Source organism: Stutzerimonas sp. LR2 (genome assembly GCF_055755175.1).
This window is the reverse complement of the sequence record NZ_JBVTRR010000004.1, coordinates 279,502-300,912: the sequence shown is the minus strand read 5'-3', so window position 1 is coordinate 300,912 and position 21,411 is coordinate 279,502. Positions and strand designations below refer to the sequence as shown.

Genomic DNA, 21,411 nt, shown 5'->3' with positions numbered 1-21,411 from the left:
AGCAATGCAGTAGGCTTGCGCCCGTTGTTACAAAAAATAAAAAAGGCCGCAGTCATGAGCCCGAATATCAGCCTCCAGCGCAAGTTCGTCTCCCCTGAAATCATCTTTGGTGCCGGCTGCCGCCATAGCGTGGGCACCTGCGCGGGCAATTTCGGCGCGCGCAAGGTGCTGGTGGTTTCCGATCCGGGCGTAGTCAAGGCCGGCTGGGTGGCCGATGTGCAGGCCAGCCTCGCTCGACAGGGCATCGAGCACTGCCTGTTCACTGACGTTTCGCCCAATCCGCGCTGCGAAGAGGTGATGCTCGGTGCCGAGCTGTATCGCAGCGAGGGCTGCAACGTGATCGTTGCAGTCGGCGGCGGCAGCCCGATGGATTGCGCCAAGGGCATCGGCATCGTGGCCGCGCATGGGCGGCATATCTATGAATTCGAGGGCGTCGACACCCTGCGCGTGCCCAGCCCGCCGTTGATCCTGATTCCCACCACTGCCGGCACCTCGGCGGATGTGTCGCAGTTCGTGATCATTTCCAATCAGGAAGAGCGGATGAAGTTCTCGATCGTCAGCAAGGCCGCCGTGCCGGATGTTTCGCTGATCGATCCGGAAACCACGCTCAGCATGGACCCGTTTCTCTCCGCCTGCACCGGTATCGATGCGTTGGTGCATGCCATCGAGGCCTTCGTTTCCACCGGCCACGGCCCGCTGACCGACCCCCACGCGCTGGAGGCCATGCGACTGATCAATGGCAATCTGGTGCAGATGATCGCCAATCCTGCCGACATCGCGCTGCGTGAGCAGATCATGCTCGGCAGCATGCAGGCCGGACTGGCCTTCTCCAACGCCATCCTCGGCGCCGTGCATGCCATGTCCCACAGCCTCGGCGGCTATCTGGACCTGCCCCACGGCGTATGCAATGCCGTGCTGGTCGAGCATGTGGTGGCCTTCAACTACGACGCTGCACCTGATCGCTACCGGATAGTCGCCGAGACCCTCGGCATCGATTCACGCGGGCTGAGCCATCGACAGGTGCGCGAGCGGCTGGTGCAGCATCTGATCGATCTCAAGCAGCGCATCGGCTTCCGCGAAACCCTGAGCCTGCACGGCGTGAACCTCTCCGATATCCCGTTCCTCTCGCAACACGCCATGCAGGACCCCTGCATCCTGACCAATCCACGCTCGTCGACGCAGCGGGACGTCGAGGTGGTCTATGCCGAAGCCCTCTGATGATCAGCATCAGGCACTGACGCAACTGCTCGGCTTCGGCAGTCATTCGGCGCGCAAGAGCCACTACCCCGAGCTGCTGGCACGCCTGGAAGAGCTGGAAGCCGAACGCAATCGCTACAAATGGCTGTTCGAGCATGCGGTGCATGGCATCTTCCAGGCCAGCCTGCAGGAAGGCATCCGCGCAGCCAATCCGGCACTGGCGCGAATGCTTGGCTATGAAGGTCCGGAAGAGGCGCTCTGGGCGCTGACCGATCTGTCACACCATCTGTTCATCGGCGGCGAGGACGAGCTGCGGCAGATCCGCCACACCCTGAGCCAGCAGCACGGGCTGTTCGGTTACGAGACACGCCTGCGCCGCAAGGATGGCAGCGCCATCTACGTGGTGATGAACCTGCTGCTCAAACCGAACGAGGACGGCCTGGTGGAAGGCTTCGTCGCCGACGTCACCGAGCGCAAGCTCGCCCAGCTGCGCCTGTTGCAGCTCAATGAGGAACTGGAGCGTCGCGTCGCCGAGCGCACCTGCGAATTGCGCGAGGCACGAGATGCGGCGGAGGCCGCCAACCTCAGCAAGGACAAGTATCTCGCTGCTGCCAGCCACGACCTGCTGCAGCCGCTCAACGCTGCGCGGTTGCTCATCTCGACGCTGCGCGAGCGTGCCCTGCCGCAGGGTGAACGCCATCTGGTCGAGCGTGCGCACCAGGCGCTGGAGGGCGCCGAGGATCTGCTGACCGACCTGCTCGATATCTCCAAGCTCGACCAGGCGGCCATCAAACCGGACATCGACATCTACACGCTGGACGATGTCCTGTTGCCGCTGGTTTCCGAATTCCAACCGGTGGCGGCTGCCGCCGGGCTTCGCTTGAAGCACCACGTTCCGCGCTTCGCCGTCAGAACGGACTTCCGCCTGCTGACACGGATTCTGCGCAATTTCCTCAGCAACGCCTGCCGCTATACCGACAGCGGCGGCGTGCTGATCGGCGCGCGCAAACATGCCGGCGCGCTGCGCATCGAGGTCTGGGACACCGGAAGGGGAATCCCCCCCGAAGAGTTGCAGGCGATCTTCCTCGAGTTCAATCAGCTGGGCATCGGCAGATCGACCAAACGCAGCGGGGTGGGGCTGGGGCTGGCGATCGTCGATCGTATTGCCAACATGCTCGACTACCCCGTGCTGGTGCGTTCACGACCGGGCCGTGGCTCGGTGTTCAGCATCGACGTCCCGCTGGCCGACGCCTCGCCGCGCGAGCGCATCGCCACGCCAGTGAGCCTGCCGCAGTTGGGCGATCCGCTGCCAGGGCGACGGCTGCTGGTGATCGACAATGAGGAGAGCATTCTATTGAGCATGACCGCGCTGCTGGAGCAGTGGGGCTGCGAAGTGCTCACGGCTACCGACACGCAGAGCGCCCTGCTTGCGCTGGACGGACGGGCACCGGATGCGGTCCTCGCCGATTACCACCTGGACGGCGGCCTTACCGGCTGGGATGTGGTGTTGACGGTGCGCGAACGGTTCGGCCAGGCGCTGCCGGTGGTGATGATCACCGCTGATCGCAGCGACGAGTGCCGTCAGCAATTGCAGGGCTGCGGTGTGCCGGTGCTGAACAAGCCGGTCAAGCCCGGCAAGATGCGCTCGGTGCTCAGCCATCTGCTCGCAGGCAATTCCTCCGCGGTGGGGCTGGAAGCGAGCTGAACCCGATCTTGGTCAAGTTTTTCCCTCTGGGCTGCCGGCTAGACTGCGGTCCATGAAAGCCTACCTGCATCTGTTGCTCGTCCTGCTGCTCAGCCTCGCGCTTCCCCTGAACGGGATGGCGGCGTCGCAGCTGAGCGCAACGCCGTGTCAGATGCAGAAAGATGCCCAGGCGGCCGAGCACCCCGGCCATATGGCGCTCGCGCCGGATGAAGACGGCCACGCCCACCAGAGCAATCCGCTGTGCGACGGCGGGCATCAGTGCAAGACCGGCAGCCCGCTTGTGACGATGCTCGCCAGGCCGGCGTTGAACGCTGCGCCTCCGCTGCTCGGCGCCGCCTATCTCGAGTTCCTTCCCGCCCGTTCCGGCGCCGACGTCTGGCGTCCGCCGCGTCACTGATTCCTTCGTCACCCTGACTCGCTCTGCGCCCGCGCGCTGAGCGCCGGATGCATGCCGCCTGCGGCGTGCAGGACACCGAGGAATCTCGCCATGATGATCCGATTCTTTCGCATGGGCCGAGCGCTGCTGGCCGTGCTTCCCTTGTTCGCCTTTTGGCTGCCCGGCACGGCTGCCGGCCTGACCTTCCACGAGGCGCTGCGTCTGGCCGGCCAGCACGCGCCGTCGCTGAGTGCCGAGGCGGCCCGCGTGCAGGCCGTGCGCAGCGAAGCCATTGCCGCCGGCGAACTGCCCGACCCGAAACTGCTGCTTGGCGTACAGAGCCTGCCTATCGAGGGCTCCGAGCGCTGGAGCCTCAACGACGATGGCATGACCATGCGCATGGTCGGCCTGATGCAGGAGATGCCCAACCGCGAAAAGCGTCGGGCACGCGCCGACGTCGCCCATGCCGCAATCGGCCGCGCCGAGGCCGCACGCGAGATCGAGGCGCTGAAGGTGCGCCTGGTCACGGCCCAGGCGTGGATCGCCAGCCACGCGGTGGAACGCAAGCTGCACCTGTTTGGCGAGCTGCGGGCTGAGAATCGCCTGCTCGCTGAGGCGGTTCGCGCGCGCCTCGCCGGTGGACGTGGTCAGCTGACCGACCAGGTCGCGGCGCGTCAGGAGACGGCCCAGCTCGCCGAACGCGAGGACGAGCTGGAGCAGCAGCGCCGCCTGGCCCGCGCCGCACTGCTGCGCTGGGTTGGCGCCGAGGGCAATCAGCCGCTGAGCGGCGAGTTGCCCAGCTGGCCCATCGAGCGCCAGACGCTGCTCCATCAGTTCGAGCGGCATCCGCAACTCAGCGCCTTTGCCCCGATGGCCCGCGAAGCCCAGGCGCGCATCCGCGAGGCCACCGCTGAGAAGAGGGGTGACTGGACCTGGGAGGTCGCCTACCTCAAGCGTGGTCGCGAATTCGGCGACATGCTCAACCTGGAATTCAGCTTCGACCTGCCGGTATTCCAGCGCAGCCGGCAGAACCCGCGGATCGCCGCACGCCACGCCGAGCTCAACCGGTTGGAGGCCGAGCGCGAGGCCGTGGCGCGCGAGATTGCCGAGCAACTGGAGGCCGAGCTCGCCGAGCTGGCGCGGCTGCAGCGCGCGCTGGCGCGCAGTGGCGAGCTGCAACTGCCGCTGGCTCGCGAGAAGGTCGAGTTGGCGATGAGCAGCTACCGCGCCGGCCGCGGCGATCTGGATGCGCTGCTCGCCGCACGCAACGAGCTGATCGAAGCCCGTCTGAAGCACATCGACCTGCAAGGGCTGGAGGCCATCGCCCGGACCCGTCTGCACCTCGCCTACGGAGAAGCCAAATGAGCCGTACTGTTCTTGCAAGCATCACGCTGCTCGGCGTGGCGATCGCGGTCGGGGCGGGAGGGGGTTACTGGTTCGCCCGCCAATACGGCGACATGGCAGCGCACGGGTCGACATCCGAAGCCGGCAGCCATGCCCAGGTGCTCTATTGGTACGACCCGATGGTTCCTCAGCATCGCTTCGACAGGCCCGGCAACTCCCCCTTCATGGACATGGATCTGGTGCCGCGCTACGCCAACCAGGACGGCGACGCGGCGGCCATCAGCATCGACGCCGGCGTCACCCAGAATCTCGGCGTGCGCCTGGCCACGGTCAGGCGTGGTCCGCTCGCAAGCCGCATCGATGCAGTGGGCGTGCTCGAATACAACGCTCGCGATGTGGCACAGGTACAGACGCGCGCCGGCGGCTTCGTCGAGCGCGTCTACCGCCATGCACCGGGCGACCTGATCGAAAAGGGTGCGCCACTGGCGGATCTGTTGATCCCCGAGTGGGCCGCCGCGCAGGAGGAATACCTGGCGCTGCGCCGTGCCGGCGACGCTGCGCTGCTGGACGCCGCCCGCCAGCGCCTGCGCCTGGCCGGGATGCCGGCCTCGACGATCAGCCGGCTCGAGCGTAGCGGCAAGATCGACGCGACCATCAGCGTGATCGCACCGCTGGCCGGGGTGCTGCAGGAGCTCGAGGTGCGCGAGGGCATGACACTGGCAGCCGGAGCGCCCCTGGCGCGAATCAACGGGCTGGACAGCGTCTGGCTCGAGGTCGCGGTGCCGGAGGCGCAGAGTGCAGGCATCCATGTTGGACAGCAGGCCGCAGCACGCCTGCCGGCGCTGCCGGGCCAGGTCATCGAAGGCGAGGTGAGCGCGGTGCTGCCGGAGGCCAGCGCGGCCAGCCGCACCCTGCGCGTGCGGGTGCAACTGCCCAATCCGGGGGGACGCCTGCGCCCCGGGCTGACCGCACAAGTGGCGCTGGCCGGCAGCGAGACTGCCGCGGTGCTGCTGGTGCCCAGCGAGGCGGTGATCCGCACCGGCCGCCGGGCGCTGGTGATGCTCGCCGAAGCCGGCGGACGCTACCGCCCCGTGGAGGTCGAGACGGGCCGCGAGAGCGGCAGCCACACGGCGATCCTGCGCGGCCTGGAGGAAGGCCAGCAGGTGGTCGCCTCAGGGCAGTTCCTGCTCGATTCCGAAGCCAGCCTGCGCGGTATCGTTGCGGCGCCGATCGTCGATGCTGCCGCGCACGGCCACGTGCACGGTGCTGTCCAGCCGGCGCCCGCGCTGCATGAGGCCGAGGGAAGAGTGCTGAGTTTGGCCGGCGAGCAGCTGAGGATCGCCCACGGGCCGTTCAACACCCTGGGCATGCCCGGCATGACCATGCGCTTCTCGGTGGCCGACGTCGCACTGCTACAGGGGGTACAGCCGCAGGCCCGCATCCGTTTCGCGGTGCGCGAGACCGACCAGGGGCTGCTGATCGAGCGCCTGCAGCTATTGGAGCAGCAGCCATGATCGCCGCACTGATTCGCTGGTCCGTGCTCAATCGCTTCCTGGTGTTGCTGACCACGCTGTTGATGAGCGCGGTGGGCATCTGGGCGGTGCGTACCACGCCGATCGACGCCCTGCCGGACCTTTCCGACGTGCAGGTGATCATCCGCACGGCGTATCCGGGGCAGGCGCCGCAGATTGTCGAGAACCAGGTGACCTATCCGCTGACCACCACCATGCTCTCGGTACCGGGAGCGAAGACCGTGCGCGGCTATTCGTTCTTCGGTGACAGCTTCGTCTATGTGCTGTTCGAGGACGGTACCGATCTCTACTGGGCGCGCTCGCGGGTACTGGAATACCTCAGCCAGGTGCAGAGTCGGCTGCCGGCCGCAGCCAAGCCATCGCTGGGCCCGGACGCCACTGGCGTCGGCTGGATCTACCAGTACGCGCTGATCGACCGCAGCGGCGCACATGACCTGGCGCAACTGCGCAGCCTGCAGGACTGGTTCCTCAAGTACGAGCTGATCACCCTGCCCAACGTTGCCGAGGTGGCCACCATCGGTGGCATGGTCAAGCAGTACCAGGTGGTGCTCAACCCGCTGAAGATGGCCAGCCTGGGGGTGACCCAGGCGCAGGTGATCGAGGCGATCGAGATGGGCAATCAGGAGACTGGCGGCGCCGTGCTTGAGCTGGCCGAGGCCGAGTACATGGTGCGTGCCTCGGGCTATCTGCAAACGCTCGAGGATTTTCGCAGCATCCCGCTGCAGCTCAGCGCTGCCGGCGTGCCGACGAGCCTGGGCGATGTCGCGCACGTCCAGCTCGGCCCGGAGATGCGCCGAGGCATCGCTGAGCTGGACGGGGAGGGCGAGACCGTCGGCGGCGTGGTGATCCTGCGCAGCGGCAAGAACGCGCGGGAAACGCTGGCCGCCGTGCACGCCAGGCTCGACGAGCTGAAGGGGAGCCTGCCTGCGGGCGTCGAAATCATCACCACCTACGACCGCAGCCAGCTGATCGACCGCGCCGTGAAGAACCTCAGCTTCAAGCTGCTGGAGGAGTTCATCGTCGTCGCGCTGGTCTGCGGGCTGTTCCTCTGGCACCTGCGCTCGTCGCTGGTGGCCATCGTCTCGCTGCCGATCGGCGTGCTGATCGCCTTTGCGGTCATGCGCTATCAGGGCATCAACGCGAACATCATGTCGCTGGGCGGCATCGCCATCGCCATCGGCGCAATGGTCGATGCCGCGGTGGTGATGATCGAGAACGCCCACAAGAAGGCCGAGGCCTGGCGGCATGCCAATCCCGGCCAGGTGCTGGAGGGCGACGAGCACTGGCAGGTGATGACCCGGGCCGCGCAGGAGGTCGGGCCGGCACTGTTCTTCTGCCTGCTGATTATCACCCTGTCGTTCATCCCGGTGTTTACCCTCGAAGCCCAGGAAGGCCGGTTGTTCGGCCCGCTGGCCTTCACCAAGACCTACGCGATGGCCGCCGCCGCGGGGCTATCGGTGACCCTGGTGCCCGTGCTGATGGGCTACTGGATCCGCGGCCGGCTGCCGGACGAGACGCGCAATCCGCTCAACCGCGGGCTGATCCAGCTGTATCGTCCGGCGCTGGAAGCGGTTCTGGCGCACCCGAAGTCGACCATCGTGGTGGCGCTGCTGGTGCTGGCCACCACGCTGTGGCCTGTCTCCCGGTTGGGCGGCGAGTTCCTGCCACCGATGGACGAGGGCGACCTGCTCTACATGCCTTCTGCGCTGCCGGGGCTGTCCGCGCAGAAGGCCGTGCAGCTGCTACAGCAGACCGACCGGATGATCCGCACGGTGCCGGAGGTCGAGACGGTGTTCGGCAAGGCCGGGCGCGCCGAGTCGGCCACCGATCCGGCGCCGCTGGAGATGTTCGAGACCACCATCCGTTTCAAACCGCGCGAGCAGTGGCGTGCCGGGATGACCCCGGAGAAACTGGTCGAGGAGCTGGACCGCGCCGTGCAAGTGCCGGGGCTGACCAACATCTGGATTCCGCCAATCCGCAACCGCATCGACATGCTCGCCACCGGCATCAAGAGTCCCATCGGCGTGAAGATCGCCGGTGCCAACCTGGAGGAGATCGACCGTGTCAGCCAGCAGGTGGAAGCCGTGGCCAAGCAGGTGCCGGGGGTAAGCTCGGCGCTGGCCGAACGGCTTGTCGGCGGGCGCTACATCGATATCGACATTGACCGACGCGACGCGGCGCGCTACGGGCTGAACATTGCCGACGTGCAGTCCATCGTGGCCAGCGCCATCGGCGGCGAGACCGTCGGCGAAACCGTGGAGGGGCTGGCGCGCTACCCGATCAGCGTGCGCTACCCGCGTGAATGGCGCGACACCCCGCAGACGCTCGAGCAACTGCCGATCCTCACCCCGTTGGGCAGCCAGGTTACCCTCGGCACTGTGGCACGAGTGCGCGTCAGCGACGGCCCGCCGATGCTGCGCAGCGAGAACGCGCGGCTGGCCGGCTGGGTGTACGTCGATGTGCGTGGCCGCGACATCGCCTCGGTGGTTGCCGACCTGCGCCGGGCCGTCGCCGCCGAGGTCAGCCTGCTGCCGGGCATGAGCCTGAGTTACTCGGGGCAATTCGAATTCCTCGAACGCGCCAACGAGCGGCTCAAGCTGGTGGTGCCGGCCACGCTGCTCATCATCTTCGTGCTGCTTTACCTGACGTTCGGCCGTCTGGACGAGGCGCTGCTGATCATGCTCACGCTGCCGTTCGCGCTGACCGGAGGTGTCTGGTTCCTCTACCTGATGGGCTACAACCTGTCGGTGGCCACGGGCGTTGGCTTCATCGCGCTGGCTGGCGTCGCCGCGGAGTTCGGCGTGATCATGCTGCTCTATCTGAAGAACGCCTGGACCGAGCAGCAGCAAAAGGGGCTTCTCGACGAGGCGGCGCTGTGCGAGGCCATCCGTGAGGGCGCGGTGCAGCGTGTGCGGCCCAAGGCAATGACCGTGGCGGTGATCGTCGCCGGGCTGCTGCCGATCCTGCTCGGCGCCGGTACCGGCAGCGAGGTGATGAGCCGTATCGCCGCGCCGATGGTCGGCGGCATGCTCAGCGCGCCGTTGCTGTCGCTGTTCGTGATTCCGGCCATCTATCGGCTGATGCGCAGGCCCGGGAGGAGCCGCGCAGCCGGGCTACAGCAGCAATAGCAGCCCCGAATAGCCCAGCGACCCGAGGAGGAACGCACCGAAACGGCTGTTGCGCTCGGAAGGCAGTTCTTCCTTGAGCACATTGAGGATGATCGCCCCTGCAATAAAGGCGGTCACGGCCGATACGCCCAACTCGGACAGTTCTGTGGTTGCGCCGACCGCCCAGCCGACCAGCGTGGCGGCCGCCAGGATCCAGCGGCCGCTGCGGGCGAACAGCTGCTGATGGTCGTGCTGCAGGGCGACATCGTTGACCATGAAATGCAACGCCATGGCGACGCTGTACCAGATCAGCTCCAGTGTCTGCGCCGGATCGCGGTTGGCGAGGATGTAGCCAATCAGTGCGTTGTATCCGCCGAAGGCGGCGATATGCAGCCAGAACACGCCGGCATGAGTTGGCTCGTCGTCGGAACGCTCGCTACGGTGAGACTTGATCAGCCGCTCCAGCCCGTAGAAGCCGGCCAGGCCGATCAATGCCAGCAGGTAGGCATGATGTTCGAGGTAGCGCAGCGGGTGAAAACCGCTATCCTCCATGACCTGCTGGCCCTGTGCCAGCTCAGGTAACAGGTGAACGAATACGTAGGCCACTGCCACGCCACCGGCCATCGATAACCAGCGGCTGCGGGGCAGGCTGTGCAGCTTGCTCAGCCTGCCTGCCGCGAAGTGGGTCAGCGTCAGCACCAGAGCGGCAATGAATGTGAGCATGGGAATCCTGAGCGAAAGCCTCAGGGGTTGAGACTTTGACCGTCCATCGGCGTTCAGCATGCAGTTCGTCGGCTGCTGCGGCCGACTACTGATCTCGATCAGTTAGCGGCGTCTTGATCGGTCCGGTCGATGATTTTTTTGGTAGAGTTCGCTCCTGAAAAAGCGAGCAGCCAAGCCAGCTTTCAATACGGTCAATGAGGTGTCTGCTTGATTAGGGTGCTGGTGGTCGATGACCACGATCTGGTTCGTACGGGCATCAGTCGCATGCTGGCGGACATCTCCGGCCTTCAGGTGATAGGTCAGGCGGATTCCGGTGAAGACGCGATCCGCAAGGCTCGGGAACTCAAGCCCGATGTGGTGCTGATGGACGTCAAGATGCCGGGCATCGGTGGCCTGGAGGCGACCCGAAAGCTGCTGCGCAGCTACCCTGACCTCAAGGTCATTGCCGTCACCATCTGCGAAGAAGATCCGTTCCCTACGCGGCTGCTGCAGGCCGGGGCGGCGGGTTATCTGACCAAGGGCGCGGCCCTGGAAGAGATGGTGCAGGCCATTCGCATGGTGTTCGGCGGCCAACGCTACATCAGCCCGCAGATCGCCCAGCAGCTGGCGCTCAAGTCGTTCCAGCCCCAGCTCAGCGAATCGCCGTTCGATCTGCTTTCCGAACGGGAAATCCAGATCGCGCTGATGATCGCCAATTGTCAGAAGGTGCAGAGCATCTCCGACAAGCTCTGCCTGTCGCCGAAAACGGTGAACACCTACCGCTATCGCATCTTCGAAAAGCTGTCGATCACCAGTGATGTCGAGCTGGCCCTGCTGGCGGTCCGCCACGGGATGGTCGACACCGTCAACTGATGACAGAAGCCTTCGATTCCTCGGCGTTCCTGGCCGCCTGCAGCGGCCGGCCGGGCGTCTATCGCATGTTCGACGCGCAGGCCAAGCTGCTCTATGTCGGCAAGGCGAAGAACCTGAAAAAGCGCCTGGCCAGCTATTTCCGCAAGACCGGGCAGGCACCCAAGACCGCTGCGCTGGTGGCCAAGATCGCGCAGGTCGAGACCACCATCACCGCCAACGAAACCGAGGCGCTGCTGCTCGAGCAAACGCTGATCAAGCAGTGGCGGCCGCCGTACAACATCCTGCTGCGCGACGACAAGTCCTATCCCTATGTCTTCCTCTCGGCCGGCGAGTTTCCCCGGTTGAGCATCCATCGCGGTGCCAAGAAGGAACCCGGGCGCTATTTCGGCCCCTATCCGAGCGCCGGGGCGATTCGCGAAAGCCTGAGCCTGCTGCAGAAGGCCTTCTTCGTGCGGCAATGCGAGGACAGCTATTTCCGCAACCGCACCCGGCCCTGCCTGCAGTACCAGATCAAGCGCTGCAAGGCGCCTTGCGTGAAGCTGGTCGATCCGCAGGAGTACGCCGAAGACGTGCGTCACTCGGTGATGTTCCTCGAGGGCCGCAGCAACGCCCTCGCCGAGGAACTGTCGCGCAACATGGAAAAGGCAGCGATGAACCTGGACTTCGAGCGCGCCGCCGAGATTCGCGACCAGATCGGCATCCTGCGCCGTGTGCAGGACCAGCAGAGCATGGAAGGTGGTTCGGGCAACGTGGATATCGTCGCCGCAGTGGTCAGCCCAGGCGGCGCTTGCGTGCACCTGATCACCGTACGTGGCGGCCGCGTGCTGGGCAGCAAGAACTTCTTTCCGCAGGTGGCCATCGAGGAAAGTGTCAGCGAGGTGCTGCAGGCCTTTCTGGAGCAGTACTACCTTGGCGCTACGGAACGCGACCTGCCGAGCGAGCTGATCGTCAATGCCGTGCACGAGGATTTCGCCACGCTGATCGACGCCATTTCCGAGCTGCGCGGCGTGGAGCTCACCATCACCCATCGCGTACGCGCGACGCGGGCGCGCTGGCAGCAACTGGCGCTGACCAACGCCGAGCAGGCCCTGGGCGCGCGGCTGGCCAATCGTCAGCATCTGTCGGCGCGCTTCGAGGCGCTGGCCGAAGCGCTGGAACTCGATGAGCCGCCGATGCGGCTGGAGTGTTTCGACATCAGTCATTCCAGCGGTGAAGCGACCGTCGCCTCCTGCGTGGTGTTCGGCCCCGAAGGCCCGCTGAAATCCGATTATCGGCGCTACAACATCGAGGGCGTGACCGCTGGCGACGATTATGCAGCGATGCATCAGGCGCTCTCCCGGCGTTTCCGCAAGGCGGCAGAGGGCGAGGGCAAGCTACCGGACATCCTGCTGGTCGACGGTGGCAAGGGTCAGCTCAATATGGCCCGCGAGGTGCTGGAGGAACTGGCCGTGCCGGAACTCATCCTGCTTGGCGTGGCCAAGGGGGTCACCCGCAAGCCGGGCCTGGAAACTCTCTATCTGAACGACGCCGCGCATGAGTTCACGCTGCCGGCCGACTCGCCTGCGCTGCACCTCATCCAGCAGGTGCGCGACGAAGCGCATCGTTTCGCCATCACCGGCCATCGCGCTCGCCGCGGAAAGGCCCGGCGCACTTCGACGCTGGAGGACGTTCCGGGCATCGGACCCAAACGCCGCCGCGAACTGCTCACGCATTTCGGCGGTCTTCAGGAACTGTGCAGGGCCAGCCTCGACGAGATCGCCAAGGCGCCCGGCATCAGTAAAAAGCTGGCCGAGTCGATTTATGCGGCTCTGCACAGTGAGTAAACTGTCCCCCGAATTCCGCCGATCAGTGGTACCGATGAATATCCCGAACCTGCTCACCGTTCTGCGCGTGCTGCTGATACCCATCTTCATCCTGCTTTTCTATCTCCCGTTCTACTGGAGCTACCTGGCCGCCAGTGCCGTGTTCACCATCGCGGCGCTTACCGATTGGCTCGATGGCTATCTGGCGCGCCGGCTGGAGCAGAGCACGCCGTTCGGCGCCTTTCTCGACCCTGTCGCCGACAAGCTGATGGTGGCGGTCGCCCTGGTGCTGCTGGTGGAAGAGCATTCCAACCTCTGGCTGACACTGCCAGCCGCCATCATCATCGGCCGCGAGATCGTCGTCTCGGCACTGCGCGAGTGGATGGCCGAGCTCGGTGCCCGCGCACAGGTCGCGGTGTCGAATCTCGGCAAATGGAAGACCGCGGCGCAGATGGTGGCGCTGGTGATCCTGCTGGCCAATCCGCCGCAGCCGACAATATGGGTCGGCATGGGGTACGCATTGCTCATCGTCGCGGCAGGGTTGACGCTGTGGTCGATGATCAATTACCTGATGGCTGCCTGGCCGCACCTGAGCACTACGGAAAAGAAATAAAAACTTTTTTAATCAAAGGGTTGACGGCAGCTTTCGATTGTATAGAATGGCGCCCGTCACCAAGACAACGCGGGAATAGCTCAGTTGGTAGAGCACGACCTTGCCAAGGTCGGGGTCGCGAGTTCGAGTCTCGTTTCCCGCTCCAGTTTGTAAGATCGCGCCGCAGAAATCATGCGGCGCCTTCGTTTTGAGGCCGGTTGGCAGAGTGGTTATGCAGCGGATTGCAAATCCGTGTACGCCGGTTCGATTCCGACATCGGCCTCCATATTGAAGAGCCCCAAGCAATTCGTTGCTTGGGGCTTTTTCTTTTGCGTCCCAGAACTCGCGGCCACCGGTACTGCCAGTGAGTGGCGGCAAGCGATTCCGCCGCTGCTATCTATACTCCATGGGCGCCTCTCGCTCAGGAGAATAGCCATGCGACGCCTCTCAGCCTTTGCCTTCGCGATTCTGTTCAGCTCGCCACTGCTGGCGATGCATTGCCCCATGGACATGGCCAAGATCGACGAACTGCTCAAGACCAACCCACCGAAAGACGCGGCCACCCTGCAGCAGGTGCGCGAACTGCGCGCCGAAGGTGAGCAGTTGCATCAGGCCGGCAAGCACGCCGATTCGGTACGCGTACTGGGACGAGCGCTGTACCTGCTGGGTCAGAAACCCTGATCAGCGGACGCGGCGAACGCCAACCAGCAGCCAGAACAGCAGGCCCAGCACTGGGAAGAGGGCGATACCGATCGCCCAGAGCGCCTTTGCGCCCGCGCTTCGCTCGCTTTTGAACACGCTGATGATCGCCAGCAAGTTCAGCGCGATGAGCGCTACCGCGGCTGCGATAGCCAGGTAAGTCATCGAATCGGACACTTCACATCTCTCCTGACGGCTCAGTTTATGAGGCCGCGAACCGTGCAGGAGGGTTCCGTGCCGTTAAATGCATCAAATGATGCGATGAGCCAGGCCCGGTTCTAGGTTCAGCCCAGCAGCTGCTGGAGTTCGTCGCTGCTGGGCACCTTGCCCTCGATGAGAATATCGTCATCGACCGCCAGCGCCGGCGTGCGCATGATCCCGGCATCGATGATCGCGTTGACGTCGGTGACTTTCTCGAGCTGATATTCCAGGCCGAGGCGACGTGCCGCCGCTTCGGTATTGGCAATGAGTTGCTGGCACTTGGCGCAGCCGGAACCGTAGACGGTCAGTATCATCGTCGTCCTCACATCAGTTGGCCATAGAGATAGCCGCTGAGCGTGGCCATGACCACGACCAGCGTGCAGTACACCAGCGTCTTCTGGGTGCCCAGCACCGTGCGAATCACCAGCATGTTCGGCAGGGACAACGCAGGGCCGGCGAGCAATATCGCCAGTGCCGGACCCTTGCCCATGCCAGCGCCAAGAAGGCCTTCGACGATAGGCACTTCCGTCAGTGTGGAAAAGTACATGAAAGCGCCTAGCAGTGAAGCGAGGAGGGTAGAGGCGAAGCTGTTGTCACCCACTGCCCAGACCACCCATTGACTGGGGATCAGCCCTTCATGACCAGGACGGCCGAGCAGCACGCCGGCGACCATCACACCGCCCAGCAGCAGCGGCATGATCTGTTTGGTGAAGTCCCAACTCTGCCCGACCCACTCCAGTCCGGCAGCGTTCTCACGACTGGCCTGCAACATCAGCCCGCCGATACCGATGACCATCGCCAGTTCCGGCCATTCGGGCCGGAGCAGGGCGCTTGCAGCGACCAACCCGGCCACGACCAGCAACGGTTGTAGCGACCAGCGCCAACGGCGTACCAACAGCGCCGCCAGCAGGATGGCGAGCGCAGCGGTGATCGGCCACTTCCAGGCGTAAACGAGCATCCATGCCGGGCTTTCCGCCCTGGCCCAGTTGGCGAACACCAGGATGCTGATCATCAGGCTGAAGAGGGCGACGATGTCGCCCAGCGGATGCCCGCTGTCGTCGGCGGTGAACCCGCGGGAGCCCTTGGCGGCACGGGCGGCCTCCTCGTGACGGTAGAGCAGGTGCATGATCGCGCCGATGACCAGGGCAAAGAGGATGGCACCGACAGCCCGGGCGATACCCAGCTCGGCGCCAAGCACCTTGGCCGTCACCACGATGGCCATGACGTTGATCGCCGGCCCCGAGTAGAGAAAGGCGATGGCTGCGCCGAGCCCGGCACCGCGCCGGTAGATGCCGCCGAACAGCGGCAGTACGGTACAGGAGCATACCGCCAGCAGCGTGCCGGCGACCGAGGCAACGCCGAAGGCGATCGGCTTGGGCGAGGCCGGGCCGAGGTGCTTCATCACCGCGCCCTGGCTGATATAGACGGCCATCGCGCCTGCGATGACGAAGGCCGGCAACAGGCAAAGGATGACGTGCTCGCGGGCGTACCACTGGGTCAGGCGAAGGCCTTCGAGTACGGCATTCTCGAAGCGAGGCTGACCCAGCGGCAGGAAGAAGATCAGCAGAAATGCGGCAGACATGCCAAGCAGCACCTTGGCCTCGCCAGGGCGGTCGCGCCAGAAACGCGCCAGGTGTTTCCACAGCGAAGGGGAGGCGTCAGCCGAAGGAGCCGATCGCTCGGGCGCGGAGCTGTCCATGACCATGGTCCTGCTGGGTAGTCACGACCATGGTAGTTGGCTGGCGTGCAGCGAGGCTGATCCGCGTCAAGCGCAGGGCTATGTTCGGTTAGCCGTCAGCGCGCGGTTGTACCAGTCGCGGCTGCGATTGACGCTGCGCACCAGCCAGAGCATCACCGGCACCTCGATCAGCACGCCGACCACCGTGGCCAGTGCGGCACCTGAGTTGAAGCCGTAGAGCACGATGGCGACGGCCACCGCCAGCTCGAAGAAATTCGAGGCGCCGATCATGGCCGACGGCCCGGCCACATCGTGGCGCACCTGGAAGCGGCGATTGAGCCAATAGCCCAGCCCAGCGATCAGCAGCGTCTGCAGCAGGATGGGCACGGCCAGCATGGCGATGATCAGCGGCTGGGCGACGATGGCCTCTCCCTGAAAGGAGAACAACAGCACCAGGGTTGCCAGCAGCGCAACGATGGAGAATGGTTGCACTCTTGCCAGGGCGGCCTGGAATGTCTCTTCGCCGCGCTTGAGCAGGCGTGCGCGAATGACCTGAGCGATCGCCAGCGGGATGACGATGTACATCACTACCGAGAGCAGCAGCGTGTCCCAAGGCACTGGAATCGAAGACACACCGAGCAGCAGCGCGACGATCGGGGCGAAGGCGAACACCATCACCACATCGTTCAGTGCGACCTGGGTCAGGGTGAAGTTGGCGTTGCCGTTACAGAGGTTGCTCCATACGAAGACCATTGCGGTGCAGGGCGCCGCGCCCAGTAGGATCAAACCGGCCATGTAACTGTCCAGTTCGGCGGCCGGTAGCCAGGGCGCGAAGACCTGTTTGATGAACAGCCAGCCCAGCAGCGCCATGGTGAACGGCTTGATGGCCCAGTTGACGAAGAGCGTGATGCCCATGCTCGCCCGCTGCGCGTAGACCTCCCGCAGGGCGGAGAAGTCGATCTTCATCAGCATGGGGATGATCATCACCCAGATCAGCAGGCCGACCGGGATGTTCACATGGGCCACTTCCAGGGCGCCCACGGCCTGTGCCGCAGCGGGCATGCCAAGCCCGAGCAGCGTGCCGGCAATGATGCAGAGGAATACCCAGAGGGTGAGGTAACGCTCGAAGAAGCCCAGTGGCGCCCCGGCCTGCTTGCTGGTCACTTCGCATTGAGTGGACATCTGGAACCGTACCTTTTCTTCCTGTAGGTGGTGGGTTGTGTCGCCGCGCTAGCGGGATTGTGCGGACAGCGCTTCGACCACTTCGTTGACCGTACTTCGGGCGCTGCGCGTGACGCCGATCAGCGTGGCAGATGCCGTGCCGGTCCACTCGCCGTAGCCGACCAGCCAGAGATTGGGCTGTTTCACGGCTCGGGTCCCTGCTACCTGCACCTTGCCGTCGGCCTCCACCAGCCCGCACGGGTGAAGATGATCGAGCGCCGGGCGAAAGCCGGTGCACCAGACCACCGCATCGAGGCGAGTCTGACGGCCGTCCGCCCATTCGACGGCAGTTTCGTGCAAGCGCACAAACGGCGGTTGCGCTACCAGCACGCCACGTTCCCGCGCGTCGAGCACCGATGGCACCATGACGATATCGCCGAAGCCCCCGGGCAGGTCATCGACGCTGCGGCCCTCCTGCTGGGCCTTCCAGCGCGCGGTTGCACGCTCGAACAGCACGCGACCATCGACCTCATCGGGAAGGAATGCCGGCGGGTCCTGAGTGACCCATATGGTTTCGCCGACCTTCGAGAGTTCCGCCAGGATCTGCGCGGCTGAATTGCCGCCGCCGACCACCATCACGCGCTTGCCTGAGAAGGGCGCAGGGTCCTGGTAGTACGCTGAATGCAATTGCAGCCCCTGGAACGCCTCGCGCCCCGGATAGTCCGGAATGAAAGGCTTGCTCCAGGTGCCGGTCGCACTGATTACTGCCCGGGCCAGCCAGCGCCGATCGCCGGCCTGAACCTGCCATAGATCGTCTACGCGCCTGATCGCATCGACATGCACCGGGCGCTGAATGGGAAAGCTGTAGCGGGTCTCGTAGCGTTGCAGGTAGTCGATCACATCGTCGCGCCACGGGTTGCCCGGTTCGAGGGGGGTGGGCATCGGCCAGCCGGCGATCGAACTCCAGGCCGCCGGTGAGAACAGCCTCAACGAATTCCAGGCGTGGAGCCAGGCGCCACCCGGGGCGGGTTGATCGTCCAGCAGCAGGTAGGAAAGCGCCGTACGCCGCATGAAGTACGCGGTCGCCAGGGCCGACTGCCCGGCGCCGATGATGATCACATCGAGCACATGGGGGGCTGACATCAGCAGACTCTCATCCAAGACATTCGGTTCGCCTTATATACGAACTTGGGAATATACGCGGATTGCATTACGCCAAGCAAATTCGCCACGCCAGGGGCTGCCTTCAGTACCTGTGCGCGTAACCTGCGCTTTACTCGCATATGCGTTAAGCAATATATTCGCCTACGCATACGTTTCGCGATCATCAACCGATCGGCAAGCGTCAGAAGGGTATTTTCGTGATCGAGCACCTGACACCTACCACCGTATTCAAATGCCTGGCTGACGAGACTCGCGTGCGCATCGCCTTGCTCATCGCCCGCGAAGGCGAGTTGTGCGTGTGCGAGCTGACCTGCGCGCTGGATGAAAGCCAGCCGAAAATTTCCCGTCACCTGGCGATGCTGCGCAGCTGCGGCATGCTGGAAGATCGCCGTCAGGGCCAGTGGGTCTATTACCGTCTCCATCCGCATCTGCCTGACTGGGTCACGGACATGCTGCAACCGATTCTGGCTGCCAACAAGAACTGGCTGAGCGACAACGTGCAGCGTCTGGAGCGCATGCGCAATCGTCCCGAGCGGGCGACGGTGTGTGGCTGAATCGCATCGTTCACTCGCCACAACTTTCAGGATTACCCCATGTACGACGACCTACCCAACATCGATCCAGCGCTGCTCGATCTGCCGGATCTCGCCAAGCTGGGCCTCCCAGACGGGCCTGCGCACAAACCGCGCATCCTGCTGCTCTATGGCTCCAACCGGGAGCGCTCCTACAGTCGCTTGCTGGTTCAGGAAGCGGCGCGGCTGCTGGAGCGTTTCGGTGCCGAGACGCGCATCTTTCATCCGGCAGGGCTGCCACTGCCGGACGATGCGCCTGACAGCCATCCGAAGGTCCAGGAACTGCGCGATCTGATGCAGTGGTCGGAGGGGCAGGTGTGGTGCTCGCCGGAACGGCATGGCTCGTTGAGCGCAGTGTTCAAGGCCCAGATCGACTGGGTGCCGCTGGCCATGGGCGCGCTGCGCCCGACTCAGGGCAAGACGCTGGCGATCATGCAGGTCAGCGGCGGCTCGCAGTCATTCAATGCGCTCAATCAGATGCGCGTGCTGGGTCGCTGGATGCGCATGCTCACCATCCCCAATCAGTCCTCAGTGGCCAAGGCCTATCTCGAGTTCGACGAGGCAGGGCGGATGAAGCCCTCGGCCTATTACGACCGCGTGGTGGATGTGATGGAGGAGCTGATCAAGTTCACCCTGCTGGTACGCGGTCGCGCCGATTACCTGGTCGACCGTTACTCGGAACGCAAGGAGTCGGCCGAAGCGCTGTCCCGTCGTGTCAATCAACGCTCAATCTGACTTCCAGGAATCGCCCGCGTGTCCCATCCCTACGACATCCTCGATGTACCCGGCTGTGCCGGTCAGCTGATCTTCACGCCGTGTCCCGGCAGCAAGGGCAGCAGCCTCGACGAGGCGCTGGCCACGCTGCAGGCGGCTGGTGCCGAAGCAGTGATCACCTTGATGCCCGCCGAAGAGCTGGCCCGTAACGACGCGAGCCAGCTGCCGCAACTCTGTGCCGAACGCGACCTCGAGTGGTTTCACCTGCCCGTGGCCGACGAACAGGTGCCACTGGCGGACTTCGATCGAGCCTGGGAAGGGGCGGCAGCTCGGATCCATGAGTTGCTGGATGCCGGCAAGCGCGTCGCCATTCACTGCAAGGGTGGCTCTGGTCGTACCGGACTGATCGCAGCACGCATCCTGATCGACCGCGAAGTGCCGCGCGCGACCGCCATCGCCCGCGTCCAGGCGCTTCGACCCAAGGCTATCCAGCATCCGGCGCATGTCGGCTGGATCGAACGCTTCGGCGCATGACGGGCCTCTCATGCTGAATACGCTCGGCTTGTTCGTCATTACCGCGATAGCCGAGATCGTCGGCTGTTATCTGCCGTACCTCTGGCTGAAACAAGGCAAGAGTATCTGGTTGCTGGTTCCGGCGGCGCTTTCCCTGGCGCTGTTCGCCTGGCTGCTGTCACTGCACCCCACCGCTGCCGGACGGGTCTACGCCGCCTACGGTGGCGTTTACGTCGCTGTCGCACTGGTCTGGCTGTGGCTGGTCGACGGTGTTCGCCCCACCGGGTGGGACCTGCTCGGCTGCGCCGTGGCGTTGCTGGGCATGGCGATCATCATGTTCGCGCCGCGCAATCTCTGATCCATCATTTCAGGAGCGAGTCATCCATGAGCATAAAAGTAGGCATCAACGGTTTCGGCCGCATCGGTCGCCTGGCCCTGCGTGCGGCCTGGGATTGGCCGGAGCTGGATTTCGTGCAGATCAACGATCCGGCCGGCGATGCGGCCGCCCATGCGCACCTGCTCAATTTCGACTCTGTGCATGGTCGCTGGCAGCACGAGGCGAGCGCCGACGGCGACTGCCTGGTCATCAACGGCCAACGGGTGAAGGTCAGCGCCAACAAGGCGATCGCCGACACCGATTGGTCGGGCTGCGATCTTGTCATCGAGGCGAGCGGCAAGATGAAGACCGTTGCGGTGCTGCAGCAGTATCTGGAGCAGGGGGTCGAGCGCGTGGTGGTCAGCGCGCCGGTGAAGGAGGCGGGCGCGCTGAACGTCGTCATGGGCGTCAATGACGGCCTGTACGATCCGGCGCAGCACCGCATCGTCACCGCGGCGTCCTGCACCACCAACTGCCTGGCACCGGTGGTCAAGGTGATCCATGAGCAGCTGGGCATCCGCCACGGTTCGATCACCACCATCCATGACCTGACCAACACGCAGAGTATTCTTGATCAGCCGCACAAGGATCTGCGCCGCGCCCGCGCCTCGGGCATGAGCCTGATTCCCACCACCACCGGCTCGGCCACGGCGATCGCCGAGATATTTCCAGAGCTGCGCGGCAAGCTGAACGGCCATGCCGTGCGCGTGCCGCTGGCCAATGCCTCGCTCACCGACTGCGTGTTCGAAGTGGAGCGCGCTACCGATGCCGCCGAGGTGAACCGGCTGCTCAAGGCCGCCGCAGAGGGCGAGCTGAAAGGCATCCTCGGGTATGAGGAGCGGCCGCTGGTTTCCATCGATTACCGCACCGACCCGCGCTCGTCGATCATCGATGCGCTGTCGACCATGGTGGTCAACGGCACGCAGGTGAAGATCTACGCGTGGTACGACAACGAGTGGGGCTACGCCAACCGCACCGTTGAACTGGCGCGCAAGGTCGGGCTCGTCGACGGCCGGTAGGGCAGGCTACATCCCCTTAGGGAGGGTTGCAGCCCGCCCTGAGGGTTCGCGCCTGTATCAGTGATCCGTACACATCTTCGAGCC

At 64.7% G+C, this 21,411-nt stretch carries 21 protein-coding genes and 2 tRNA genes; 17 read left to right on the top strand and 6 right to left on the bottom strand.

Annotation, left to right across the window (positions count from 1 at the left end; genetic code table 11):
• The first annotated feature begins 54 nt into the window (after positions 1 to 54).
• The 6 genes from ercA (at position 55) to ACVRRC_RS15770 (ending at position 9,282) form a co-directional block, all read left to right on the top strand.
• Positions 55 to 1,218, top strand: a complete 1,164-nt coding sequence (gene ercA / locus ACVRRC_RS15795) for an alcohol dehydrogenase-like regulatory protein ErcA (RefSeq protein WP_017245086.1) — start codon at positions 55 to 57, stop codon at positions 1,216 to 1,218.
• Positions 1,202 to 2,902: a hybrid sensor histidine kinase/response regulator gene (locus ACVRRC_RS15790; protein WP_472997214.1), complete on the top strand. Its 1,701-nt coding sequence runs from the start codon at positions 1,202 to 1,204 to the stop codon at positions 2,900 to 2,902. The genes ercA and ACVRRC_RS15790 overlap by 17 nt, the downstream gene beginning before the upstream one ends.
• Positions 2,903 to 2,954: 52 nt before the next feature.
• Positions 2,955 to 3,299 carry a hypothetical protein gene (locus ACVRRC_RS15785; RefSeq protein ID WP_234493133.1) on the top strand — a complete coding sequence of 115 codons (345 nt, stop codon included), beginning with the start codon at positions 2,955 to 2,957 and terminating at the stop codon, positions 3,297 to 3,299.
• Between the two features lie 90 nt (positions 3,300 to 3,389).
• Entirely contained in the window at positions 3,390 to 4,643 is a 1,254-nt protein-coding gene (locus ACVRRC_RS15780) for a TolC family protein (protein WP_472997213.1), read from the top strand.
• Complete coding sequence (locus ACVRRC_RS15775) at positions 4,640 to 6,136, top strand: efflux RND transporter periplasmic adaptor subunit (protein WP_472997212.1); 1,497 nt, start codon at positions 4,640 to 4,642, stop codon at positions 6,134 to 6,136. Before ACVRRC_RS15780 ends, ACVRRC_RS15775 begins: the two co-directional genes overlap by 4 nt.
• Positions 6,133 to 9,282 (top strand): efflux RND transporter permease subunit, encoded by a 3,150-nt coding sequence (locus ACVRRC_RS15770; protein WP_472997210.1) that lies wholly within the window; start codon positions 6,133 to 6,135, stop codon positions 9,280 to 9,282. Before ACVRRC_RS15775 ends, ACVRRC_RS15770 begins: the two co-directional genes overlap by 4 nt.
• Here the strand turns inward: ACVRRC_RS15770 and ACVRRC_RS15765 are convergent.
• Complete coding sequence (locus tag ACVRRC_RS15765; RefSeq protein WP_045159033.1) at positions 9,268 to 9,984, bottom strand: hypothetical protein; 717 nt, start codon at positions 9,982 to 9,984, stop codon at positions 9,268 to 9,270. The two genes, ACVRRC_RS15770 and ACVRRC_RS15765, sit on opposite strands and share 15 nt — an antisense overlap.
• A gap of 207 nt (positions 9,985 to 10,191) precedes the next feature.
• Here ACVRRC_RS15765 and gacA point away from each other — a divergent pair, with 207 nt between their 5' ends.
• The 6 genes from gacA (at position 10,192) to ACVRRC_RS15735 (ending at position 13,911) form a co-directional block, all read left to right on the top strand.
• Entirely contained in the window at positions 10,192 to 10,836 is a 645-nt protein-coding gene (gacA, locus tag ACVRRC_RS15760; protein WP_003284948.1) for a response regulator transcription factor GacA, read from the top strand.
• The gene (uvrC, locus tag ACVRRC_RS15755) at positions 10,836 to 12,659 is read left to right on the top strand and encodes an excinuclease ABC subunit UvrC (protein WP_013982771.1); all 1,824 of its coding nucleotides are present in this window, start codon (positions 10,836 to 10,838) and stop codon (positions 12,657 to 12,659) included. The genes gacA and uvrC overlap by 1 nt, the downstream gene beginning before the upstream one ends.
• 34 nt (positions 12,660 to 12,693) lie before the next feature.
• Positions 12,694 to 13,251, top strand: a complete 558-nt coding sequence (pgsA, locus tag ACVRRC_RS15750) for a CDP-diacylglycerol--glycerol-3-phosphate 3-phosphatidyltransferase (RefSeq protein WP_013982772.1) — start codon at positions 12,694 to 12,696, stop codon at positions 13,249 to 13,251.
• 69 nt (positions 13,252 to 13,320) lie between these two features.
• A tRNA-Gly gene (locus ACVRRC_RS15745) sits at positions 13,321 to 13,396 on the top strand.
• A gap of 46 nt (positions 13,397 to 13,442) precedes the next feature.
• Positions 13,443 to 13,516: transfer RNA gene (locus tag ACVRRC_RS15740), tRNA-Cys, on the top strand.
• A gap of 149 nt (positions 13,517 to 13,665) precedes the next feature.
• The gene (locus tag ACVRRC_RS15735) at positions 13,666 to 13,911 is read left to right on the top strand and encodes a hypothetical protein (RefSeq protein ID WP_011913223.1); all 246 of its coding nucleotides are present in this window, start codon (positions 13,666 to 13,668) and stop codon (positions 13,909 to 13,911) included.
• Here the strand turns inward: ACVRRC_RS15735 and ACVRRC_RS15730 are convergent, their stop codons facing one another.
• The 5 genes from ACVRRC_RS15730 to ACVRRC_RS15710 all read right to left on the bottom strand — a co-directional run bounded on the left by ACVRRC_RS15730 (position 13,912) and on the right by ACVRRC_RS15710 (position 18,112).
• Positions 13,912 to 14,094, bottom strand: a complete 183-nt coding sequence (locus ACVRRC_RS15730) for a PLD nuclease N-terminal domain-containing protein (protein WP_192475843.1) — start codon at positions 14,092 to 14,094, stop codon at positions 13,912 to 13,914.
• Between the two features lie 119 nt (positions 14,095 to 14,213).
• Positions 14,214 to 14,444 carry a thioredoxin family protein gene (locus ACVRRC_RS15725; RefSeq protein WP_048329199.1) on the bottom strand — a complete coding sequence of 77 codons (231 nt, stop codon included), beginning with the start codon at positions 14,442 to 14,444 and terminating at the stop codon, positions 14,214 to 14,216.
• 8 nt (positions 14,445 to 14,452) lie between these two features.
• Positions 14,453 to 15,829, bottom strand: coding sequence for a permease (locus tag ACVRRC_RS15720; protein WP_472997209.1), 1,377 nt, complete (start codon positions 15,827 to 15,829; stop codon positions 14,453 to 14,455).
• A 78-nt stretch (positions 15,830 to 15,907) separates the two neighbouring features.
• Positions 15,908 to 16,990 carry an ACR3 family arsenite efflux transporter gene (arsB, locus tag ACVRRC_RS15715; protein WP_125886059.1) on the bottom strand — a complete coding sequence of 361 codons (1,083 nt, stop codon included), beginning with the start codon at positions 16,988 to 16,990 and terminating at the stop codon, positions 15,908 to 15,910.
• A gap of 48 nt (positions 16,991 to 17,038) precedes the next feature.
• Positions 17,039 to 18,112 carry an ArsO family NAD(P)H-dependent flavin-containing monooxygenase gene (locus tag ACVRRC_RS15710; RefSeq protein WP_472997208.1) on the bottom strand — a complete coding sequence of 358 codons (1,074 nt, stop codon included), beginning with the start codon at positions 18,110 to 18,112 and terminating at the stop codon, positions 17,039 to 17,041.
• A gap of 218 nt (positions 18,113 to 18,330) precedes the next feature.
• Between ACVRRC_RS15710 and ACVRRC_RS15705 the strand changes: the two genes are divergently transcribed.
• From ACVRRC_RS15705 to ACVRRC_RS15685, 5 genes are read left to right on the top strand one after another with little or no spacing between them, the layout of a single operon-like run.
• Positions 18,331 to 18,687, top strand: a complete 357-nt coding sequence (locus ACVRRC_RS15705) for a metalloregulator ArsR/SmtB family transcription factor (protein WP_011913229.1) — start codon at positions 18,331 to 18,333, stop codon at positions 18,685 to 18,687.
• 39 nt (positions 18,688 to 18,726) lie between these two features.
• On the top strand, positions 18,727 to 19,440 hold the full coding sequence (arsH, locus tag ACVRRC_RS15700) for an arsenical resistance protein ArsH (protein ID WP_472997207.1): 714 nt from the start codon (positions 18,727 to 18,729) through the stop codon (positions 19,438 to 19,440).
• A gap of 18 nt (positions 19,441 to 19,458) precedes the next feature.
• A complete protein-coding gene (locus ACVRRC_RS15695) occupies positions 19,459 to 19,953 on the top strand; it encodes a cyclin-dependent kinase inhibitor 3 family protein (protein ID WP_106443220.1) in 495 nt (164 codons plus the stop codon).
• 10 nt (positions 19,954 to 19,963) lie between these two features.
• Positions 19,964 to 20,290 (top strand): YnfA family protein, encoded by a 327-nt coding sequence (locus tag ACVRRC_RS15690; protein WP_013982778.1) that lies wholly within the window; start codon positions 19,964 to 19,966, stop codon positions 20,288 to 20,290.
• Positions 20,291 to 20,316: 26 nt separating this feature from the next.
• Positions 20,317 to 21,327 carry an ArsJ-associated glyceraldehyde-3-phosphate dehydrogenase gene (locus ACVRRC_RS15685; protein ID WP_106443219.1) on the top strand — a complete coding sequence of 337 codons (1,011 nt, stop codon included), beginning with the start codon at positions 20,317 to 20,319 and terminating at the stop codon, positions 21,325 to 21,327.
• Positions 21,328 to 21,411: the final 84 nt, after the last annotated feature.